Below are 16605 nucleotides of genomic sequence, written 5' to 3' on the forward strand. Positions count from 1 at the left end.
TCAAGGAGTTTTCTGGGGAGGCTAAGGTATTCAGTACCCAGAAAGAGCTAGTGCAGATCCTTCCGGTAAAGACAACTCCTTATTGCCTTCGTTGTCATCCAGGTTGGAAAAATGAGGAGATTAATTCCTATTTCTTGGTCTCCTATAGTGGCCGAGTCCTTGAGGCCAGCGCCACCCTTAAAAGGCGTGGTTTAGAGATGGTCGGTGGGCTTTTTATTCTCCTGCTGGTGGTCTCCTGGGTTCTCTTCCACGGGGCCATTGAAAGGCCTCTAGCCAGTTTCTATCAGGGTGTCAAGGAGATCTCCCGGGGCAACCTCGGGCATCGTTTTACGATACGTGGTCGGGATGAAATGGCCCGGATGGCCAGATATCTTAATGAGTTGATTGAAAACTTGGGCCGTCATCTGTTGGCTGTGGCCGAGAAGGCGACAGTAGTGGCTCAAAGCACAGAGACAGTGGTTGATGAGGCTCAAGATATTGCCCAAATCGCCAAAATTCAAGAAGAAAAGGCCCAGAAGGCCAAAGAGGCCTCCCAAAAGATCGAACTAATGGCTGTAGAAGCTAGGGAAGCCAAAATGGCTGTTGAAAGAACGGTCGAGGTAATTGATTCCGGGCAGGAGGTAGTCCGTCGGGTAGAGGAAGGAGTTGCTGGTTTGAGCGAGGCCGTAGTGAATATCCATAAAAACATGGAGCATCTTAATCAGCTCTCCGGTCAGATTGGTTCTATCATCCAGACTATTCGTGAGATTGCTGAACAAACTAATCTTCTGGCTCTAAATGCCACCATTGAAGCCGCCAGGGCCGGAGAGGCCGGCAAGGGTTTTGCCGTGGTGGCCAATGAAGTTAAAGAACTTTCTCAACGAACTCACAAGGCTACCGAAGAGATCGAAAACATCCTCTCTAGTCTTCAGCGAGAGGTTGGTACTGGTGTGGCCCTCATGGGCCGCAGTGTTAAAGAGGCCGAGGCTGGTCGAGAATTAGCCGCTGAGATAGAAACATTCTTTCAAAAGGTGGCCGAAGAGATAAGCCTTATCAATCAAGCAGTCAAAAAAGTTGGAGAGGTAAGTGAGGAGGTAGGACGCTTTGCCCAGGAAAATATAGATGATATCTATCATTCGGCCTTAAAAAATAAAGAAGTAGTGGCCAGGCTTCAGCAGATCTCTGGAGATCTTAAGACGGCCGTGGGAGAGCTTGAGTCCTTGGTCTCAGAAACGAGAGAAAACCTTAAGCTTGGTTGAGATTAGCCAGCCGCAGTGCCAACGAGACAAGATCTAACGGATCTTGTCCAAGAAGCCTGATCATAGGTTCTTTGCCGACGTCGCCTTTATCGTAGACAAGGTCTGGGATTGCCTCTAGTTTTTCTATAGCCCAGGCTACCCCCCAAGAAAGACTTGATCCTTCCTTTTCTTTTATCTCTGGTGGTTCCTTGGCCCTGGAGAACTCAGCCACCTTAAGTCCCATCTTTCTGGCCCGAGAGATAAAGTCCTCTTGGTAGCGGATGTTCATGGCTGCTCGGTACTCTGGATCATATTTCATGACCGTCAGAATTATGTTGGCCACGTGGCGAGAGGCCCCGAATTCAGGGGGGGCCACAATGCGCACTGTCTCTTTAAAGCCCACGATTCTTCCAGGGAAGGCAGCTACTTCATCTGGAGTGCGAGCAAACGGTAAGGCATAGCCTATATTTATCTGGACCTCTGGTACCAAAGGCCGGGCTGGTATCTTTGTCAAGAGCTCTCCGGCCAAACTGAGCCTTTTGATGACCTCAAAGCGTTCCCCCTTTCTGCGGGGCCAGATAAGAGGATCTGTCGGGGCCACTCCATGGCCTATCTGGGGGGAGGCCTTAAGGGCCATGGTGACGAACTCTTTGGCCTTGCGGGCAGCCTCAAAGAGCGAATTCCCGCGAGCCAGATATACGGTAAGGGCGGCCGAGAAGGTACACCCAGTTCCGTGGCCAATGGGTCCGGGTAAACGCCTACCGGGGAGTTCAAAAATCTCTGCTCCATCAAAGAGGATGTCAACAGGATCCTCCTCAAGATGACCACCCTTGATGATTACGGCCTGGGGGCCCTTTTTTTTGATCTTCCTGGCGGCTTCGGCCATCTCGGCCGGGCTCCTGATCTTACTTCCTACTAAGGCCTCGGCCTCGGGGATATTGGGGGTGATCACCGTGGCCAGGGGAAGGATTTCCTTTTTAAGGATCTTTTCGGCCTCCTTGGCCAGGAGCCTGGCTCCCCCCTTGGCTACTAAGACAGGGTCAACAACCAGGATAGGAATTGGGCGTTTCCTTAAGACCTCGGCCAGTGTTTGGATAATTTCGCTGTTGGCCAGCATACCAGTCTTAGCAGCCTCGGCACCGATATCTTTGAGAACGGCCTCAAGTTGTTGGCGGACAAGGATGGTAGAGACCGGCTCATACCCCAAAACCCCTTGGGTATTCTGGGCAGTGACGGCGGTGACCACGCTCATACCATAGGCATCAAGGGCGGCAAAGACCTTGAGGTCTGCTTGAAGACCAGCCCCGCCTCCGGAATCTGACCCGGCAATGGTGAGGACCCGGAGCATCCTAACCTCTAGGGAAAAAGGATTTTTTGCGGGCCCGATGGTAAACCTTGATGGCACAGTACTCACCGCACATGGTGCAGGCCCTGCCAGGGGAGACCCCGCCTTCTTTCCGAAAACGCCGGGCCCGTTCAGGATCAAGAGAGAGTTCTATTTGGGCCTCCCAATCAAGTCGGGCTCGAGCTCGGGCCATGGCGATATCTTTTTCAAAGGCCCCGGGTACACCCTTGACGATATCTGCGGCGTGGGCAGCAATCTTGGCGGCAATAACTCCCTCGCGGACGTCTTCTACGGTGGGCAAACGTAAGTGCTCAGCCGGGGTGACATAGCACAAGAAGTCCGCCCCAGCAGCGGCGGCTATCGCTCCACCAATGGCACAACCGATATGATCATAGCCAGGGGCAATATCAAGGACCAGAGGCCCTAAAACGTAGAAGGGGGCTCCATGACAGAGACGCTTTTCCAAAAGGACATTGGCTTCAACCTGATCAAGGGGAACATGTCCTGGACCTTCAATCATGACCTGAACTCCGGCCTCCCAGGCCCTCAAGGTGAGTTCCCCTAAAATGATCAGCTCCTGGATCTGGGGTCCATCGGTGGCGTCTGCCAAACATCCCGGACGGATCCCGTCTCCCAGGGAAAGGGTGACTTCATACTCCTTGGCAATGGCCAAAAGATCATCAAAGTGTTCATAAAGAGGATTTTCCTTTCCGTTATAGACCATCCATTCAACCAGGAAGGACCCCCCTCGGGAGACCACTCCCAGGATGCGCTCCTTGTGGGAGAGCCTCTCTAATACGGGCCGGGTGACCCCACAATGGACAGTCATAAAATCGACTCCATCCTGGGCATGGCGTTCGATGGCCGAAAAGATCTCATCGACAGTCATCTCCACTATAGGTTTTTTCTTTTCTTCCACCGCCTCAACTGCAGCTTGGTAGATGGGAACCGTTCCTAGAGGGACTGGGCAGCGCCGCCTGATCTCCTGCCGGATCTCATTGATAGGCCCGCCAGTGGAAAGGTCCATAATAGCATCGGCCCCAGCGGCCAAAGCCACCTCTAGCTTTTTAAGCTCTGGTTCGATTTCTGGATGATCTTTTGATGTACCGATGTTGGCGTTAATCTTGGTTCTAAGGCCGGCTCCAATGGCCCGGGGGCTCTTGAGTTCAAAACGATTGTTGGCCGGGATGACAGCCTGCCCCTTGGCAATAAGATCCCGGAGGGCTTCAGGCTCAAGGCCTTCTTCTTTGGCACAGGCCTCAATGATGGGTAAAATCTCTCCGTTTTGAGCACGTTCTTTTAGAGTCATAACGGCAAACTTAATGGGCAAGGACCTAGCTTGTCAACGTCTCCTGCCCTCTCCCTGATAAGACCGCCTTAGTTAAGGACTAGTTTTTCTAGGAAAGGATCCCTTTTTTCTTTCAATGAAGGCATAGGCTGAGTGGTTGTGAATAGATTCAAAGTTTTCAGCCTCAACCGAGAACCAGGTAATCTCTGGGTGTTCCATAAGGCGTTCACAGACTGCCCGGACGACGTCTTCGACAAACATGGGGCGTTCAAAGGCCTTTTCGGTGACAAACTTTTCATCAGGCCTCTTGAGTACGGAATAGACCTCGCAAGAGGCACATTCTTCAACGATTTCAACTAGATCTTCAATCCAGAAGAAACGCTTAAAGCGGATCCTTACCCGAACAATACCTCTCTGATTATGGGCTCCACGGCAGGAGATCTCCAGCGAACAGGGGCAGACAGTAGTTACCGGTACATGGACCTCGAGGATAAGATCACGCCAGTTCTCACCACTTGAACCGTAGATACAACAAAAGTATTCCATTAACCCTGGTGTCCTGGTGACCGGGGCCTCTTTTTCGATAAAGTAGGGAAAAGCGATTTCGATATGGGCTACCTTGGCTGAGAGTCTCTGTCTCATCTCCCGGAGGATGCGGTCGATGTTTTTGATGTTTATCTCCCTCCGGTACTCATTGAGAATCTCTACAAAGCGGCTCATATGGGTCCCTTTAAAGTGATGGGGCAAGTCAACATACATGTTGATGGAGGCCACGGTCTGCTGGGTTCCCTGGCCGCGGTCAAGAACGCTAATCGGGTAGCGGATATCCTTGATGCCGACCTTATCAATCTCGATTCGTCGGAAGTCCGGCAGACTCTGGACGTCTTTAAGCTCGGTTAGCAAGTTTATTTATGACCTCCTGAGCGATTTCAAGTAGTCTGGGGCTGGCCTCAACCACAGCCAGTCCGTCTCTTTCGGCCCTGGCCACTGCGGGGTCATAAGGGAAGACGCCAAGGACCTCCTGCCTAAGGCCTTGCTGGATATAGTCCACATCGGCCTTCTCGTGGATGGCATTGGCCAAATAAAGGGGGGGGGCAATACCCAGGTCGCGGGCAAGCTTGGTTATCTTCTGGGCGGTCTCGATGCTTCCTTGATACGGCTGGACGACCACCAGCAGATGATCCACCCCAGCCAAAGTACCTCGGCCAAGATGCTCCACCCCGGCTTCCATATCAAGGACAAGGTCTTCTTCAGCCCGGAGGACAAGGAAGTTGATCAAGTTTCTCAAAACTGTATTCTCTGGGCAGGCACATCCACCGCCGCCCTTGCGGATAGCCCCTACAACCATAAGGTTCAAAGGCCCTTTGCGGAGCATAAAACGCTCTGGGAGATCATCCACCCGGGGGTTAAGAAGATAAAAGGCCCCTTCTTTACCTGTGCGTTCTTCAAGGAGCTCGCTCATCTCCGCAATGGGAATCACCTTTTCGGCCTCGGGAAAGCCAAGGATGCGGGCTAAGTGAGGGCTGGGGTCGGCATCGATGGCCAGGACCCTTCGGCCGGATTTAAGTAGTGCCTCTATAATAAAGGCCGATATGGTTGATTTGCCTACGCCTCCCTTACCAGCAATAGCAATTTTCATAAAAGAAAATTTACCCTAAATAATTTTAGGTGGCTAGGAGCTTTGAGCCTATTGACAGCCTCTGTTCGCCTTGGTGTTATACGTTTAATCCATGGCCAAAGCTCAGCGCCGCGAAACTATTAAGCAGGAACTCTTGGCCCTCCTTGGGTTGGCTGCGGCTTTCTTCGTCCTAACAGCCCTGGTTACCTATCACCACGATGATCCTTCTTTATCGAGCTATACTTCTGCCCCGGCCCAAAATGCTATGGGGCTTATGGGAGCCTATCTTGCTGGGGCCCTTTTTGATCTGTTAGGCTTGGCGGCCTTTCTCGTCCCCTTGGGGCTTCTTTGGGGTAGCCTGGGGTATTTCCGCTGGGCCGAGGTGGACCGGCTTTTTGTCTTGGGAGGCCTGCTTTTTCTCATTTCGGCCTCTTTTCTTCTTGAACTAGTCAATCCCGGCCCCGAAAGGCTCATCCTCTCCCGTTATCCCCCTGGTGGGGGGCTGCTTGGAGTGCTGGCCCAAAAGATTCTGGGGCCTCTTTTAGGTCAGGCGGGCTTTGTCTTTTTTTCTGTTTTGGGGCTTTTTGTGGGCTGGCTTCTTATGAGTGGGCTTAGCCCTTCGAGCCTGATCGGGGCGGCATCTGGAGGCCTTACCCGCCTCTTTGGCCTCTTTAAAAGGCCTCCTCAAGGAGTTTCCCGAACCAAGACGGCCCCTGTCAGGGAAGACGATTCCCGAATTGCAGGATCTCCTTCCCCGGAGCCAACCATCAGGGAGCCGGAGACCTCTCGGTTGATAGTGGAGGATTTTTCACCAAGTCCTGAGGTTTTCAGCGGTCCCTTTACCCCTCCTTCTCTTGAACTTCTTGATGCCCCCGGGACTCCAGTGGGGCGCGAGGCCCGGGAGTCCCTTCTGGCCCGAGCCCGGATCTTGGAGGAGAAACTGGCTGATTTTGGAGTCTCTGGTCGGGTAAAGGAAGTCTGTCCCGGGCCGGTAATCACCGTCTATGAGTTTGAGCCTGCTCCGGGAGTGAAGATAAATCGAGTCACTGGCTTGGCTGATGATCTAGCTTTGGCCCTTAAGGCCGAAAGTGTCCGGGTGGTGGGGCCTATCCCCGGAAAGTCTGTAGTTGGGATTGAGGTGGCCAATCCCCAGCGGGAGATTGTTCACCTCAAGGAGATAATTGCCAGCGAGGCCTTCCGCAAATCTTCCTCCCGGCTGACGATTGCTCTTGGTAAAGATATCTCTGGGCATCCGGTGGTTGCCGATCTGGCCAAGATGCCCCATCTCCTTATTGCCGGGGCTACGGGGACGGGGAAAAGTGTCTGCCTCAACGCCATGATTATTAGCCTAATTTATAAATCTACTCCGCAGATGTTGCGCTTTTTAATGATTGATCCTAAAAGAATAGAACTTTCTATCTACGACGGTATTCCCTATCTTCTTCATCCGGTGGTCATTGAGCCCAAAAACGCCACCCGGGCGTTGCGCTGGGCTGTTCAGGAAATGGAGCGCCGCTACTTGCTCCTTGAAGAGGCTGGGGCCAGAAACCTTGATTCCTACAACGTTGAAGCCGAAGAGAAGCTACCTTATGTGGTTATCATTATTGATGAGCTTGCAGACCTGATGCTAGTCTCTTCAAAGGAAGTTGAAGAGGCCCTTACCCGGTTGGCTCAGATGGCTCGAGCTGCCGGTATCCATCTTTTGGTAGCTACCCAGAGGCCTTCCGTAGACATCCTCACCGGAATCATCAAGGCCAATTTTCCGGCCCGGATCTCCTTTCAGGTCTCCTCCAAGACGGACTCCCGGACTATTCTTGATACGGGAGGGGCCGAAAGGCTTCTTGGCGCTGGAGATATGCTTTTTTTGCCTCCGGGGACCTCCCGTCTTGAGCGTATCCATGGGGCCTATGTCTCCGAAAAAGAGGTCAAGAGGGTAGTTGAATTTCTCAAGTCTCAAGGGCCTCCAGAATACGAAGAGGCCATCCTGACCTCGGTAAATGTCCCCGAGGGTTCTGAAGATGACGAAGGTCTTTTTGAAGATGAAAAGTACGAAGAAGCGGTCGATATCGTCCTTAAGACCGGACAGGCCTCAATTTCTATGCTTCAGCGTCGCCTCCGAATAGGTTACAATCGGGCGGCCCGTCTTATCGAACGGATGGAGAAGGAGGGCATCGTTGGTCCAGCAGATGGTGTTAAACCTAGGCCGGTTTTTGGTCGTCGTGATCATTAGCCTCTGGAGCCCAGTGGCCTTCGGGGCCTCAACAGCCCAAGAGATTGCCCAAAGGATCCAGACCCGCTATGAGGCTACCAAGACTCTTAAGGCAGAGTTTGTCCAGGAGGCCTTTTGGAAGAGCACCCAGAGGATCAAAGTCTCAAGAGGAATTGTTTTTTTTAAAAAACCGGGCCGGATGCGCTGGGAATACAAGATTCCGGAGGAGGTTCTCATTGTTGCCGATGGCCGGAACGTCTATGTCTTTCGGCCTGCCTCTCATCAGGTGATGGTCTTTCCCTCTGGCAAGGCCCTGGCCTCAGATATCACTCTGGGATTCATCTCCGGCCAAGGAAACATTCTTCGAGACTTCAGAATTAGCCTTCAGTCTTCTAGCCCCCAGGTGGCTACCCTTGAGTTGGTCCCCAGAAAGCCTCATCCTCAAGTGGAGCGTCTCCGGATATTGGTTGATCTCAAGACCTATCTTCTCCGGGAACTTTGGTATTGGGATTATTTTGGCAACTATACCCGACTTATCTTCAACCAGATCCAGCTAAACCTTCAACTTCCAGACCGGCTTTTTGTTTTCAGTCCACCAAAAGGGGTAGAAATAATAAAAGAGAGGTAAACATGGAGATGGACAAAGAGAGGCTTAAAGAAGAGATCCGTCGTCTAGCTGAAGAGCGTCGAGCCATTATCCTCGCCCACAATTATCAGCCTCCAGAGATCCAAGATTTAGCCGATCTTACAGGAGACTCCTTAGAGCTTTCACTTAAGGCTTCCCAGACCGAGGCTGAAGTCATTGTCTTCTGTGGGGTTCATTTTATGGCGGAGACAGCCTCTATTGTCTCCCCGGACAAGACCGTCCTCTTGCCCAGGCTCGATGCTGGCTGTCGTATGGCCGACATGCTTACCGCTGACCAGCTTCGGGCAGAAAAGGCCAAAAGACCAGGGGTGCCGGTGGTCACCTATGTCAATTCTACGGCGGAATGCAAGGCCGAGACAGATATCTGCTGTACTTCAGCCAATGCTGTTAAGGTAGTGGGGAGCCTTGAGGCCGAAGAGGTCTATATGACCCCTGATAAAAATCTGGCCATGTACACCCAGCGTTTCTTCCCCGAGAAGCGCATCTCCTATTGGCACGGCTACTGTCCTGTCCATGAGGCCTTGACCAAGGAGAAGGTCCTTGAGGCCAAGGCCAAACATCCCAAGGCCCTTTTTATGGCCCATCCAGAGTGTCGTCCAGAGGTCATCGATATAGCCGATGCCGTTCGTTCAACCTCGGGTATGTTGCGTTTTGCCCAAGAATCAGAGGCCGAAGAGTTTATTGTGGGCACCGAGGTGGGGCTTCTTTATCCTCTCTCCAAAGTGGCCCCCGGTAAACGATTCTATCCGGCCTGGGAGGGAATGATCTGCCCCAACATGAAGCGGATCAGTCTTGAGGATCTTTATCTGGCCCTCAAGGAGAACAGACACATCATCAAGGTTCCGGAAGATATTCGCCAGAAGGCCTGGCAGGCCGTCTCCCGCATGCTGGCCCTGAAATAGATTTACTCGGCGCCCAGGAAATCTCGCAGGTAGGGGACCTTAGTAAAGAAATGATCCTGGGTGTAGTACCAGGCTAGGCCCAGGTATTCATGGACGGCGAGATCAGCCCGGGCCAAATTGGCTGGGTGAGGGAAGAAGGAAAAGGGTGAGAGTTTCCCGCCGCCGGCCAGATAATGGCAAGGGTAGGGGATAGGATTGAGGCCTTCACGTTTAAAGAGATAGACCGATCGAGGCATGTGGACGGCACTGGTCAGGAGGATGAAACGCCGCTCCGATAGAATAGAAGCCATGGTTTTGGCAGTTTCGGCCGTGTCTTGAGGGCCTTCAATATAGCGAATCTTGTCTCGGGGGACGCCTAATTCTTCGGCTACCCAGGCCATTACCTGGGCGCCCGGAGAATCATTGTCTACAATATGGCCGGCCCCCACAAAAATGAGCTCAAGGTGATCCAGCCTTTGGTGAAGCTTCAGGGCGTAGATAAGACGAGCGAGGCTTTCGCAATCAAGTCGGTCAAGAAAAGAGCGTTTGTCAGGGGCAATGTAGCTGGTCAAGACGACGACGGTGTCAGCCTGTGAGAGCTCTTTTATCTCTGGTGACTGATAACGGGTCTCAAGCGGTCTTAAGAGGAGATTGACTACTGGTCCAATGCCAAAAAAGTAGTAAGTGGCCAAGGCCAAAAAGACGGCAAATTGTCCCCAACCACGATGTTTCCTCAACGGCAGGAGAATAAAACCCACCATCAAAAAGACGAAAACCAAACCCGAAGGTACAGAGACAAGTTCTAAGGTTTTTTTAAGGTAGATAGAAGGCATAATGCTTGGAATCTAAAATCTGGTTGGCCTTTTATACCCGGTGCTACTCTAAAAGAAAAGGCCCACCTCAAGGTGGGCCGCAAAAACGTGGCGGGGCCGACGAGATTCGAACTCGCGACCTCCGGCGTGACAGGCCGGCGTTCTAACCGGGCTGAACTACGGCCCCGCTCATATTCTCAAACTGGTGGGCGGAACAGGACTTGAACCTGTGACCCCCGGCTTGTAAGGCCGATGCTCTCCCACTGAGCTATCCGCCCAGAGGCAGACAATCATTAACAAGACTGCCTCTGGCTGTCAAGGTGCCTAATGGGCCCGGATTCCCTCCTCTACACCAGAGGCCCCAAAGAGATTAATAGCCTCTGGGGGAACCTCCTTGAAGAGTTCTTCAGGTTTTTCAAGCACCAGGGCCAGCTTCAACACCTCATCCATATGATCCACTAGGATGATCTCAAGTCCTTTGAGGACCTTGTTGGGAAGTTCTTTGAGATCTTTTTCGTTTTCCTTGGGGATAACGACCGTCTCTACATTTCCCCTTCTGGCCGCAAGAAGCTTTTCTTTAAGACCGCCAATTGGGAGTACTCGGCCCCTTAAGGTAATCTCTCCAGTCATGGCCACCGTGCGTTTTACAGGCACCTTGAGGAGAGCCGAGACCAAGGCCGTGGCAATAGTGATTCCGGCACTGGGGCCGTCTTTAGGAATGGCCCCTTCTGGGACATGGACGTGAATGTCAACCTTCTGGTAAAAATCTGCTGGAAGACCTAATTGCAAGGCTCGGGAACGGACATAACTCATAGCCGCCTGGACTGACTCCTGCATTACGTCGCCGAGTTTTCCGGTAATTAGCAGCTTGCCCCGCCCGGGCATAAGAACCGCCTCAATCTGAAGCAGAGCCCCGCCGGTCTCTGTCCAGGCCAAGCCAGTGGCCACTCCAATTTCATCCTTCTCTTCGGCCTGACCATAACGATACTTGGGGACTCCGAGGTACTTAGAGAGCTGAGAGGGAATTATCCTCTGGGATTTAAAGTTTTCCCTGTCTTTGGCTACCTCTTTGGCTACCTTGCGGCAGATAGTAGCCAACTCTCGTTCCAGATTCCTGACCCCTGCCTCCCGGGTGTAGCGGCGGATGATCTCCAAGATGGCCTTGTCCGAGAGCTGAAGATGTTCGGGCTTTAAACCATGGGCCTCAAGCTGGCGCGGCAAGAGGAAATGTTTGGCGATTTCAAGCTTCTCCTCTTCGGTGTAGCCCGGGATTTCAATTATCTCCATCCGGTCAAGAAGTGGTGGAGGAATGGTATGGAGGGCGTTGGCCGTAGTGATAAAAAGTACCTGGGAAAGATCATAATCAACTTCCAGATAATGATCATTGAAGGCAAAGTTTTGTTCAGGATCCAGGACCTCTAGGAGGGCCGCGGCCGGATCTCCGCGAAAATCAGCCCCGATCTTATCCACCTCATCAAGGCAGAAGACCGGATTTATGGTCTTAGCCCGCCGCATTCCCTGGATGATCTTCCCAGGAAGGGCTCCGATATAGGTCCGACGATGGCCGCGGATCTCAGCTTCGTCCCTAACACCACCGAGAGATATCCGAACAAAGTTTCGCCCCATGGCCCGGGCCACTGAACGGGCCAGACTGGTTTTTCCCACCCCTGGGGGACCAACTAGGCAGAGAATGGGCCCTTTGATCTTCTTCACCAAGCTTTGAACAGCCAGGTGTTCAAGAATCCGCTGCTTGGGCTTTTCAAGGCCAAAATGGTCAGCATCAAGGATGGCTTCAGCCTCGGCGATGTCAAGTTTATCTTGGGTGCGTTCATACCAAGGAAGGGAAAGGATCCAGTCGATATAGTTGCGGACTACCGCTGCCTCGGCACTCATCGGACTCATCAACTTGAGCTTTTTGTATTCCTGACGGACCTTGGCCGCTACTTCTCGCGGGAGCCGCTTCTTTTTGATCCTCCGACCCAGCTCAGCCAGCTCGCTACGGCCGTCGTCCTTCTCCCCCATTTCTTTCTGGATAGCCCGCATCTGTTCATTCAGATAGTAATCCCGCTGGGTCTTCTCCATCTGGCGCTTGACCCGTTCCTTGATCCGCTGTTCAAGCTGGATAATCTCCAGCTCACCACGCATAAGGCCGTAGATCTGCTCCAGACGACGGTTGACGTCGATGATCTCCAGTAACTTTTGTTTCTTCTCCAGCTTAAGGGGAAGATGGGCGGCAATGGTATCTGCTAGACGAGAAGGATCCTTTATAGCCGCAATGGAGTTAGCAATCTCAGGTGGAATCTTTTTGTTGAGTTTGACGTACTCTTCAAAGGTTTGATGGCAGAGTCGGATGAGAGCCTCTGCCTCTGAAGTGGCCTCATAGACGTCGTCTTTAGGCTCTACCTCCACAATGAAAAAGTTCTGGTTGGGCAGAAAACGGAGGATTTTGGCCCGTTGGCGCCCTTCTATGAGGGCCTTGACAGTCCCATCGGGAAGCCGCAGGATCTGAAGAACCACACCGATAGTCCCGATCCGATAGATGTCCTTCTCCTTGGGATCGTCTATTTTGGCGTCCCTCTGGGCGGCCAGGAATATCTCCTTTCTCATAGCCATGGCGTGTTCAATGGCCATGATAGACTTTTCCCGGCCGACAAAGAGGGGGACAACCATGTGGGGGAAAAGGACGATATCTCTTAAAGGGAGCAGGGGTAAAGGCAGACGTTCGTTAATTTCGATGCTATTCATACTCCTCCTAGGCCTCTTTGGCCTTTGGCTCGAACAGGATTATTGGTTTTTCCTTCCGTAGGATGACCTCTTCACTGACCACACATTCCCGGACATCATCCTTGGAAGGTAGATCATACATTATATCAAGCATGGATTCTTCAAGGATAGCTCTCAGACCTCGGGCCCCAGTCTTCCGTTTAATGGCCTCCCGAGCGATAGCCTTAAGGGCTCCATCGGTGAATCGAAGCTTGATACCGTCCATCTCAAAGAGCTTCATGTATTGTTTGACTAGGGCATTGCGAGGCTCTTTTAAAATGCGCACCAGTTGATCTTCCGTCAACTCATCCAAAGTGGCTACCACTGGGAGCCGACCGACAAATTCTGGAATAAGACCAAACTTAATGAGATCTTCAGGTTGGGTATGGGCCAGGACTTCGCCAATGGTCATATCTTTGGCCACCTCAATGTCGGCTCCAAAACCGATAGCCTTTTTCCCTAGCCTCTGGCGGATGATATTCTCAAGGCCAACAAAGGCACCCCCGCAGATAAAGAGTATGTTAGTGGTGTCCACCTTGATAAATTCCTGTTGAGGGTGTTTGCGTCCGCCCTTGGGAGGCACATTGGCTATGGTGCCTTCGATAATCTTCAGGAGGGCTTGCTGGACCCCTTCGCCAGAGACATCTAGGGTGATGGAAGGGGAATCTCCCTTACGGGCAATCTTGTCTATCTCATCAATATAGACGATCCCCCTCTGGGCCAGTTCGACATCGTAATCAGCGGCCTGAAGAAGATTGAGAATGATGTTTTCAACATCTTCTCCTACATAGCCGGCCTCCGTAAGGGTGGTGGCGTCGGCAATGGTGAAGGGTACATTAAGAAATTTGGCCAAGGTCTGGGCCAGAAGGGTTTTACCACTGCCTGTGGGCCCAATAAGGAGAATATTGCTCTTTTGCAATTCAACTCCATCCAGGCTGACCCGGGAATCGATCCTCTTGTAGTGGTTGTGGACAGCTACGGCCAAGATTTTTTTGGCTCGCTCCTGGCCAACAACGTACTCGTCCAAGAAGGCCTTGATCTCCGCCGGCTTAGGAATGGCCGAAAGCCTGCGGGCCGCTTCTTCCCGGGCGTATTCCTCGGCAATGATGTCGTTGCAGAGCTCAATGCATTCGTCACAGATGTAGACCGCCGGCCCGGCGATGAGTTTGCGGACCTCATCCTGACTCTTCCCACAGAATGAACAGTGGAGGTCGCCCCCTTTGCTATTACGCCTGGCCATCTTTCTCCTCCTTGATTGCCCTCTGGTAAATAACTTCGTCAACTAGTCCGTAAGCCTTAGCCTCTTCGGCCGACATATAAAAATCCCTTTCGGTGTCAGCCTGGATCCTCTCTAAGGTCTGCCCTGTGTGTTTAGCCAAGATATTATTAAGAATATCCCTTAGGCGGAGGATCTCTTTGGCCTGAATATCAACATCTACCGCTTGGCCCTGAAAGCCTCCCATGGGCTGATGAAGCATGATCCTTGAGTGAGGCAGGGCATAACGCTTCCCCTTGGCCCCGGCAGCTAAAAGTACGGCTCCCATGCTGGCTGCCTGTCCCATGCAAAGAGTAGCTACATCAGGGCGGATATACTGAATGGTGTCATAGATGGCCAACCCAGCGGTAACGTAACCTCCAGGAGAATTGATGTAGATGGTGATGTCCCGATCTGGATCTTCGGCTTCCAGAAAAAGAAGCTGGGCAATGACCAGGTTGGCAATATTGTCATCTATAGGGGAGCCAATGAAGATTATCCTCTCTTTTAAGAGACGAGAATAGATATCAAAGGCCCGTTCGCCACGGCCGGTCTGCTCAATAACAATGGGTACGAGCATAGAATTGATTTCATCCTTCCTGTTTTTCTGTTTCGTTTCTTTCAATTTCAGTGTCATCTTTTTGCTTAATCTTAGCTTTGTCGAGAAGAAAGCGCAACGTCTTCTCTGCAATGAGTTTGGGGACCATGGAGGTGGCTAACACTCCCCGTAATTCTTCCCCTCTGGCCCCCAAGGCCCGAACTAGCTGTTCTACCCGGGCTTCAAGCTCCGGTCCATCTACCCCTATATTTTCCTTTTCGGCAATTTTTTCCAAAATCAGTTCTTCCTTTGCCTGCTGTTCGGCCAAAGGATGCAGACGGCGCCTTAACCTCTCTACCGAGATCCCAGCCTCTTCAAAACTCTGCCCCTGTTCCTGAAGGTTCTGGGCCATCTGTTCAACCATTTGTTCTATCTTATACTCAATAAAACGCTCCGGAACCTCAAAATCTACCCGAGACCGGAGCTGCTCTAGGATCTGCTCTTTGAGGTACTCTTCGGCCCGGCGTTCTTTTTCCTTCTTAAGGCGTTGCCTTATGCGTTCTTTAAGGTCCTCAAGATCTTTGAAACCAGCCTGAAGTCTTTCAACAAAAGTGTCATCAAGGGGAGGAAGCTCCCGGATGTAAATCTCCTTGATCTGGGCTCGATAAAGAACGGTCTTGCCAGCCAGGGCCTCGTTAAGGGCGTCTTCAGGGTGGGTTATCTCTACTTCTACTGTTTCGCCCTTTTTGTGGCCAACTAAGGCATCTTCTACAGTAGCGTTGAATTCTCCGGTGCCAACATCGATGTAAAGACTCTCAGTACTTAGTCCTGGGATCCTCTCTCCGCTTTCCAGAACCTCAACAGAGACAATGACTACGTCCCCCTTTCCCAAGGAGTGATCTTCGGGGGCCTCCTTGAAGTTTGCAAAGGTATATTGGAGGGCCTTAAGCTGGTTTTCTACTTCTTGCTCGCTGACCTCAGTATCCATGGCCTCAAGCTCCAGACCCTCGTACTCCGGAAGTTCAAACTCCGGGCGGATATCTACAACCACAGAATAGGAGAAAGACTCATTCTCCCTCAAAGCCTCGTAAGATGAAACCTGAGGTCGGACAACCGGGACAAGTTTCGACTGGCTTATGGCCTTGGGTAGGGTTTCGCTAATAAGCTTCTCGGTGACTTCTTCTTCTACCCGATCTCGGAAGAGACGCTTCAAAAGCTCTTTAGGGGCATGGCCTTTGCGGAACCCCTTTAGTTTTACCTCTTTACGCAGACGGGCATAGGCCTGGTTGAGCTCCTTGTCTACCATCTCCGGGGGAAGCTCTACCTCTAGACGCTTCTGAACGCTGGACAGATCTTCTACTGATACCCTCATTTGGACTCCTCTTTCTTTAAAGACGTTTTTGGTGCGAGAGGGGGGACTCGAACCCCCACGGGGAAAACCCCACTGGATCCTAAGTCCAGAGCGTCTCCCAATTCCGCCACTCTCGCTGAAAAAAGGAATCTAATCGAGTTAAAAAATACCGTCAAGAAAGGGGGGAAAACAGTCAAGGGGGGAAGTAGACCTTCCCCCCCTTCATCGAGTAGGTTGTCATTCGGTTTTGACGGGGATCTGTTTGACCCTAGCCTCTTCTTTCTTGGGAAGGACAACCTTTAAGACCCCCCGTCGGTAGGAGGCCTCGATTCGTTCAGGGTCCACCTCGGCTGGGATCCGGATGGAGCGAGAGAAGAAACCATAGCGTCGTTCAATTCGGTGGAAGTTTTCGTCCTTTTCCTCTACCTCTTGTTTCTTCTCCCCTTTGATGGTCAGGATGTCCCCTCTCAGGGAAATGTCAATGTCTTCAGGGTCAAGGCCGGGGAGTTCAGCCTTAATAATTACGGCATCTTTGGTCTCAGAGATGTCGACCGAGGGGATCCAGTCTGTCTCGGTGGCCAAGGCCCTTTCACCAAAGAAATCTTCAAAAAGACGGTCAATCTCCCGCCTTAGTTCTCTCATTGGCCTCCAAGGTACGAGATCAAGCATTCTCCCACCTCCT

At 52.0% G+C, this 16605-nt stretch carries 14 protein-coding genes and 3 tRNA genes; 4 read left to right on the forward strand and 13 right to left on the reverse strand.

Annotated elements, in window-relative coordinates:
* A partial coding sequence (locus tag ACXJJX_RS00005; protein WP_456430704.1) for a methyl-accepting chemotaxis protein occupies positions 1 to 1238 on the forward strand: 1238 nt, incomplete at its 5' end.
* Here the strand turns inward: ACXJJX_RS00005 and thiD are convergent.
* The 4 genes from thiD to ACXJJX_RS00025 form a co-directional block, all read right to left on the reverse strand.
* Positions 1225 to 2565 (reverse strand): bifunctional hydroxymethylpyrimidine kinase/phosphomethylpyrimidine kinase, encoded by a 1341-nt coding sequence (gene thiD, locus ACXJJX_RS00010; protein ID WP_456430705.1) that lies wholly within the window; start codon positions 2563 to 2565, stop codon positions 1225 to 1227. The genes ACXJJX_RS00005 and thiD overlap by 14 nt on opposite strands.
* Before the next feature lies 1 nt (position 2566).
* On the reverse strand, positions 2567 to 3871 hold the full coding sequence (gene thiC, locus ACXJJX_RS00015) for a phosphomethylpyrimidine synthase ThiC (protein WP_456430785.1): 1305 nt from the start codon (positions 3869 to 3871) through the stop codon (positions 2567 to 2569).
* A gap of 72 nt (positions 3872 to 3943) precedes the next feature.
* A complete protein-coding gene (folE2, locus tag ACXJJX_RS00020; protein ID WP_456430706.1) occupies positions 3944 to 4753 on the reverse strand; it encodes a GTP cyclohydrolase FolE2 in 810 nt (269 codons plus the stop codon).
* Positions 4737 to 5489, reverse strand: a complete 753-nt coding sequence (locus tag ACXJJX_RS00025) for an ATP-binding protein (protein WP_456430707.1) — start codon at positions 5487 to 5489, stop codon at positions 4737 to 4739. The genes folE2 and ACXJJX_RS00025 overlap by 17 nt, the downstream gene beginning before the upstream one ends.
* A gap of 91 nt (positions 5490 to 5580) precedes the next feature.
* Here ACXJJX_RS00025 and ACXJJX_RS00030 point away from each other — a divergent pair, with 91 nt between their 5' ends.
* From ACXJJX_RS00030 to nadA, 3 genes are read left to right on the forward strand one after another with little or no spacing between them, the layout of a single operon-like run.
* On the forward strand, positions 5581 to 7698 hold the full coding sequence (locus ACXJJX_RS00030) for a DNA translocase FtsK (RefSeq protein WP_456430708.1): 2118 nt from the start codon (positions 5581 to 5583) through the stop codon (positions 7696 to 7698).
* Positions 7643 to 8305, forward strand: coding sequence for an outer membrane lipoprotein periplasmic chaperone LolA (gene lolA, locus ACXJJX_RS00035; protein ID WP_456430709.1), 663 nt, complete (start codon positions 7643 to 7645; stop codon positions 8303 to 8305). Before ACXJJX_RS00030 ends, lolA begins: the two co-directional genes overlap by 56 nt.
* Before the next feature lie 8 nt (positions 8306 to 8313).
* A complete protein-coding gene (gene nadA / locus ACXJJX_RS00040) occupies positions 8314 to 9225 on the forward strand; it encodes a quinolinate synthase NadA (RefSeq protein WP_456430787.1) in 912 nt (303 codons plus the stop codon).
* Between the two features lie 2 nt (positions 9226 to 9227).
* On the opposite strand, the gene ACXJJX_RS00045 is transcribed toward nadA, so the two are convergent.
* The 9 genes from ACXJJX_RS00045 to ACXJJX_RS00085 form a co-directional block, all read right to left on the reverse strand.
* On the reverse strand, positions 9228 to 10037 hold the full coding sequence (locus tag ACXJJX_RS00045) for a YdcF family protein (RefSeq protein ID WP_456430710.1): 810 nt from the start codon (positions 10035 to 10037) through the stop codon (positions 9228 to 9230).
* An 88-nt stretch (positions 10038 to 10125) separates the two neighbouring features.
* A tRNA-Asp gene (locus tag ACXJJX_RS00050) sits at positions 10126 to 10203 on the reverse strand.
* Positions 10204 to 10219: 16 nt separating this feature from the next.
* Positions 10220 to 10294 (reverse strand) — tRNA-Val (locus tag ACXJJX_RS00055).
* Positions 10295 to 10340: 46 nt separating this feature from the next.
* Complete coding sequence (lon, locus tag ACXJJX_RS00060; protein WP_456430711.1) at positions 10341 to 12761, reverse strand: endopeptidase La; 2421 nt, start codon at positions 12759 to 12761, stop codon at positions 10341 to 10343.
* Between the two features lie 7 nt (positions 12762 to 12768).
* On the reverse strand, positions 12769 to 14019 hold the full coding sequence (gene clpX, locus ACXJJX_RS00065; RefSeq protein ID WP_456430712.1) for an ATP-dependent Clp protease ATP-binding subunit ClpX: 1251 nt from the start codon (positions 14017 to 14019) through the stop codon (positions 12769 to 12771).
* The gene (gene clpP, locus ACXJJX_RS00070) at positions 14006 to 14614 is read right to left on the reverse strand and encodes an ATP-dependent Clp endopeptidase proteolytic subunit ClpP (protein WP_456430713.1); all 609 of its coding nucleotides are present in this window, start codon (positions 14612 to 14614) and stop codon (positions 14006 to 14008) included. Before clpP ends, clpX begins: the two co-directional genes overlap by 14 nt.
* Before the next feature lie 10 nt (positions 14615 to 14624).
* Positions 14625 to 15944: a trigger factor gene (tig, locus tag ACXJJX_RS00075; RefSeq protein WP_456430714.1), complete on the reverse strand. Its 1320-nt coding sequence runs from the start codon at positions 15942 to 15944 to the stop codon at positions 14625 to 14627.
* Positions 15945 to 15973: 29 nt separating this feature from the next.
* Positions 15974 to 16060, reverse strand: a tRNA-Leu gene (locus ACXJJX_RS00080).
* Between the two features lie 100 nt (positions 16061 to 16160).
* Positions 16161 to 16592 (reverse strand): Hsp20/alpha crystallin family protein, encoded by a 432-nt coding sequence (locus tag ACXJJX_RS00085; RefSeq protein ID WP_456430715.1) that lies wholly within the window; start codon positions 16590 to 16592, stop codon positions 16161 to 16163.
* Positions 16593 to 16605: the final 13 nt, after the last annotated feature.

Source organism: Thermosulfuriphilus sp. (assembly GCF_054026695.1).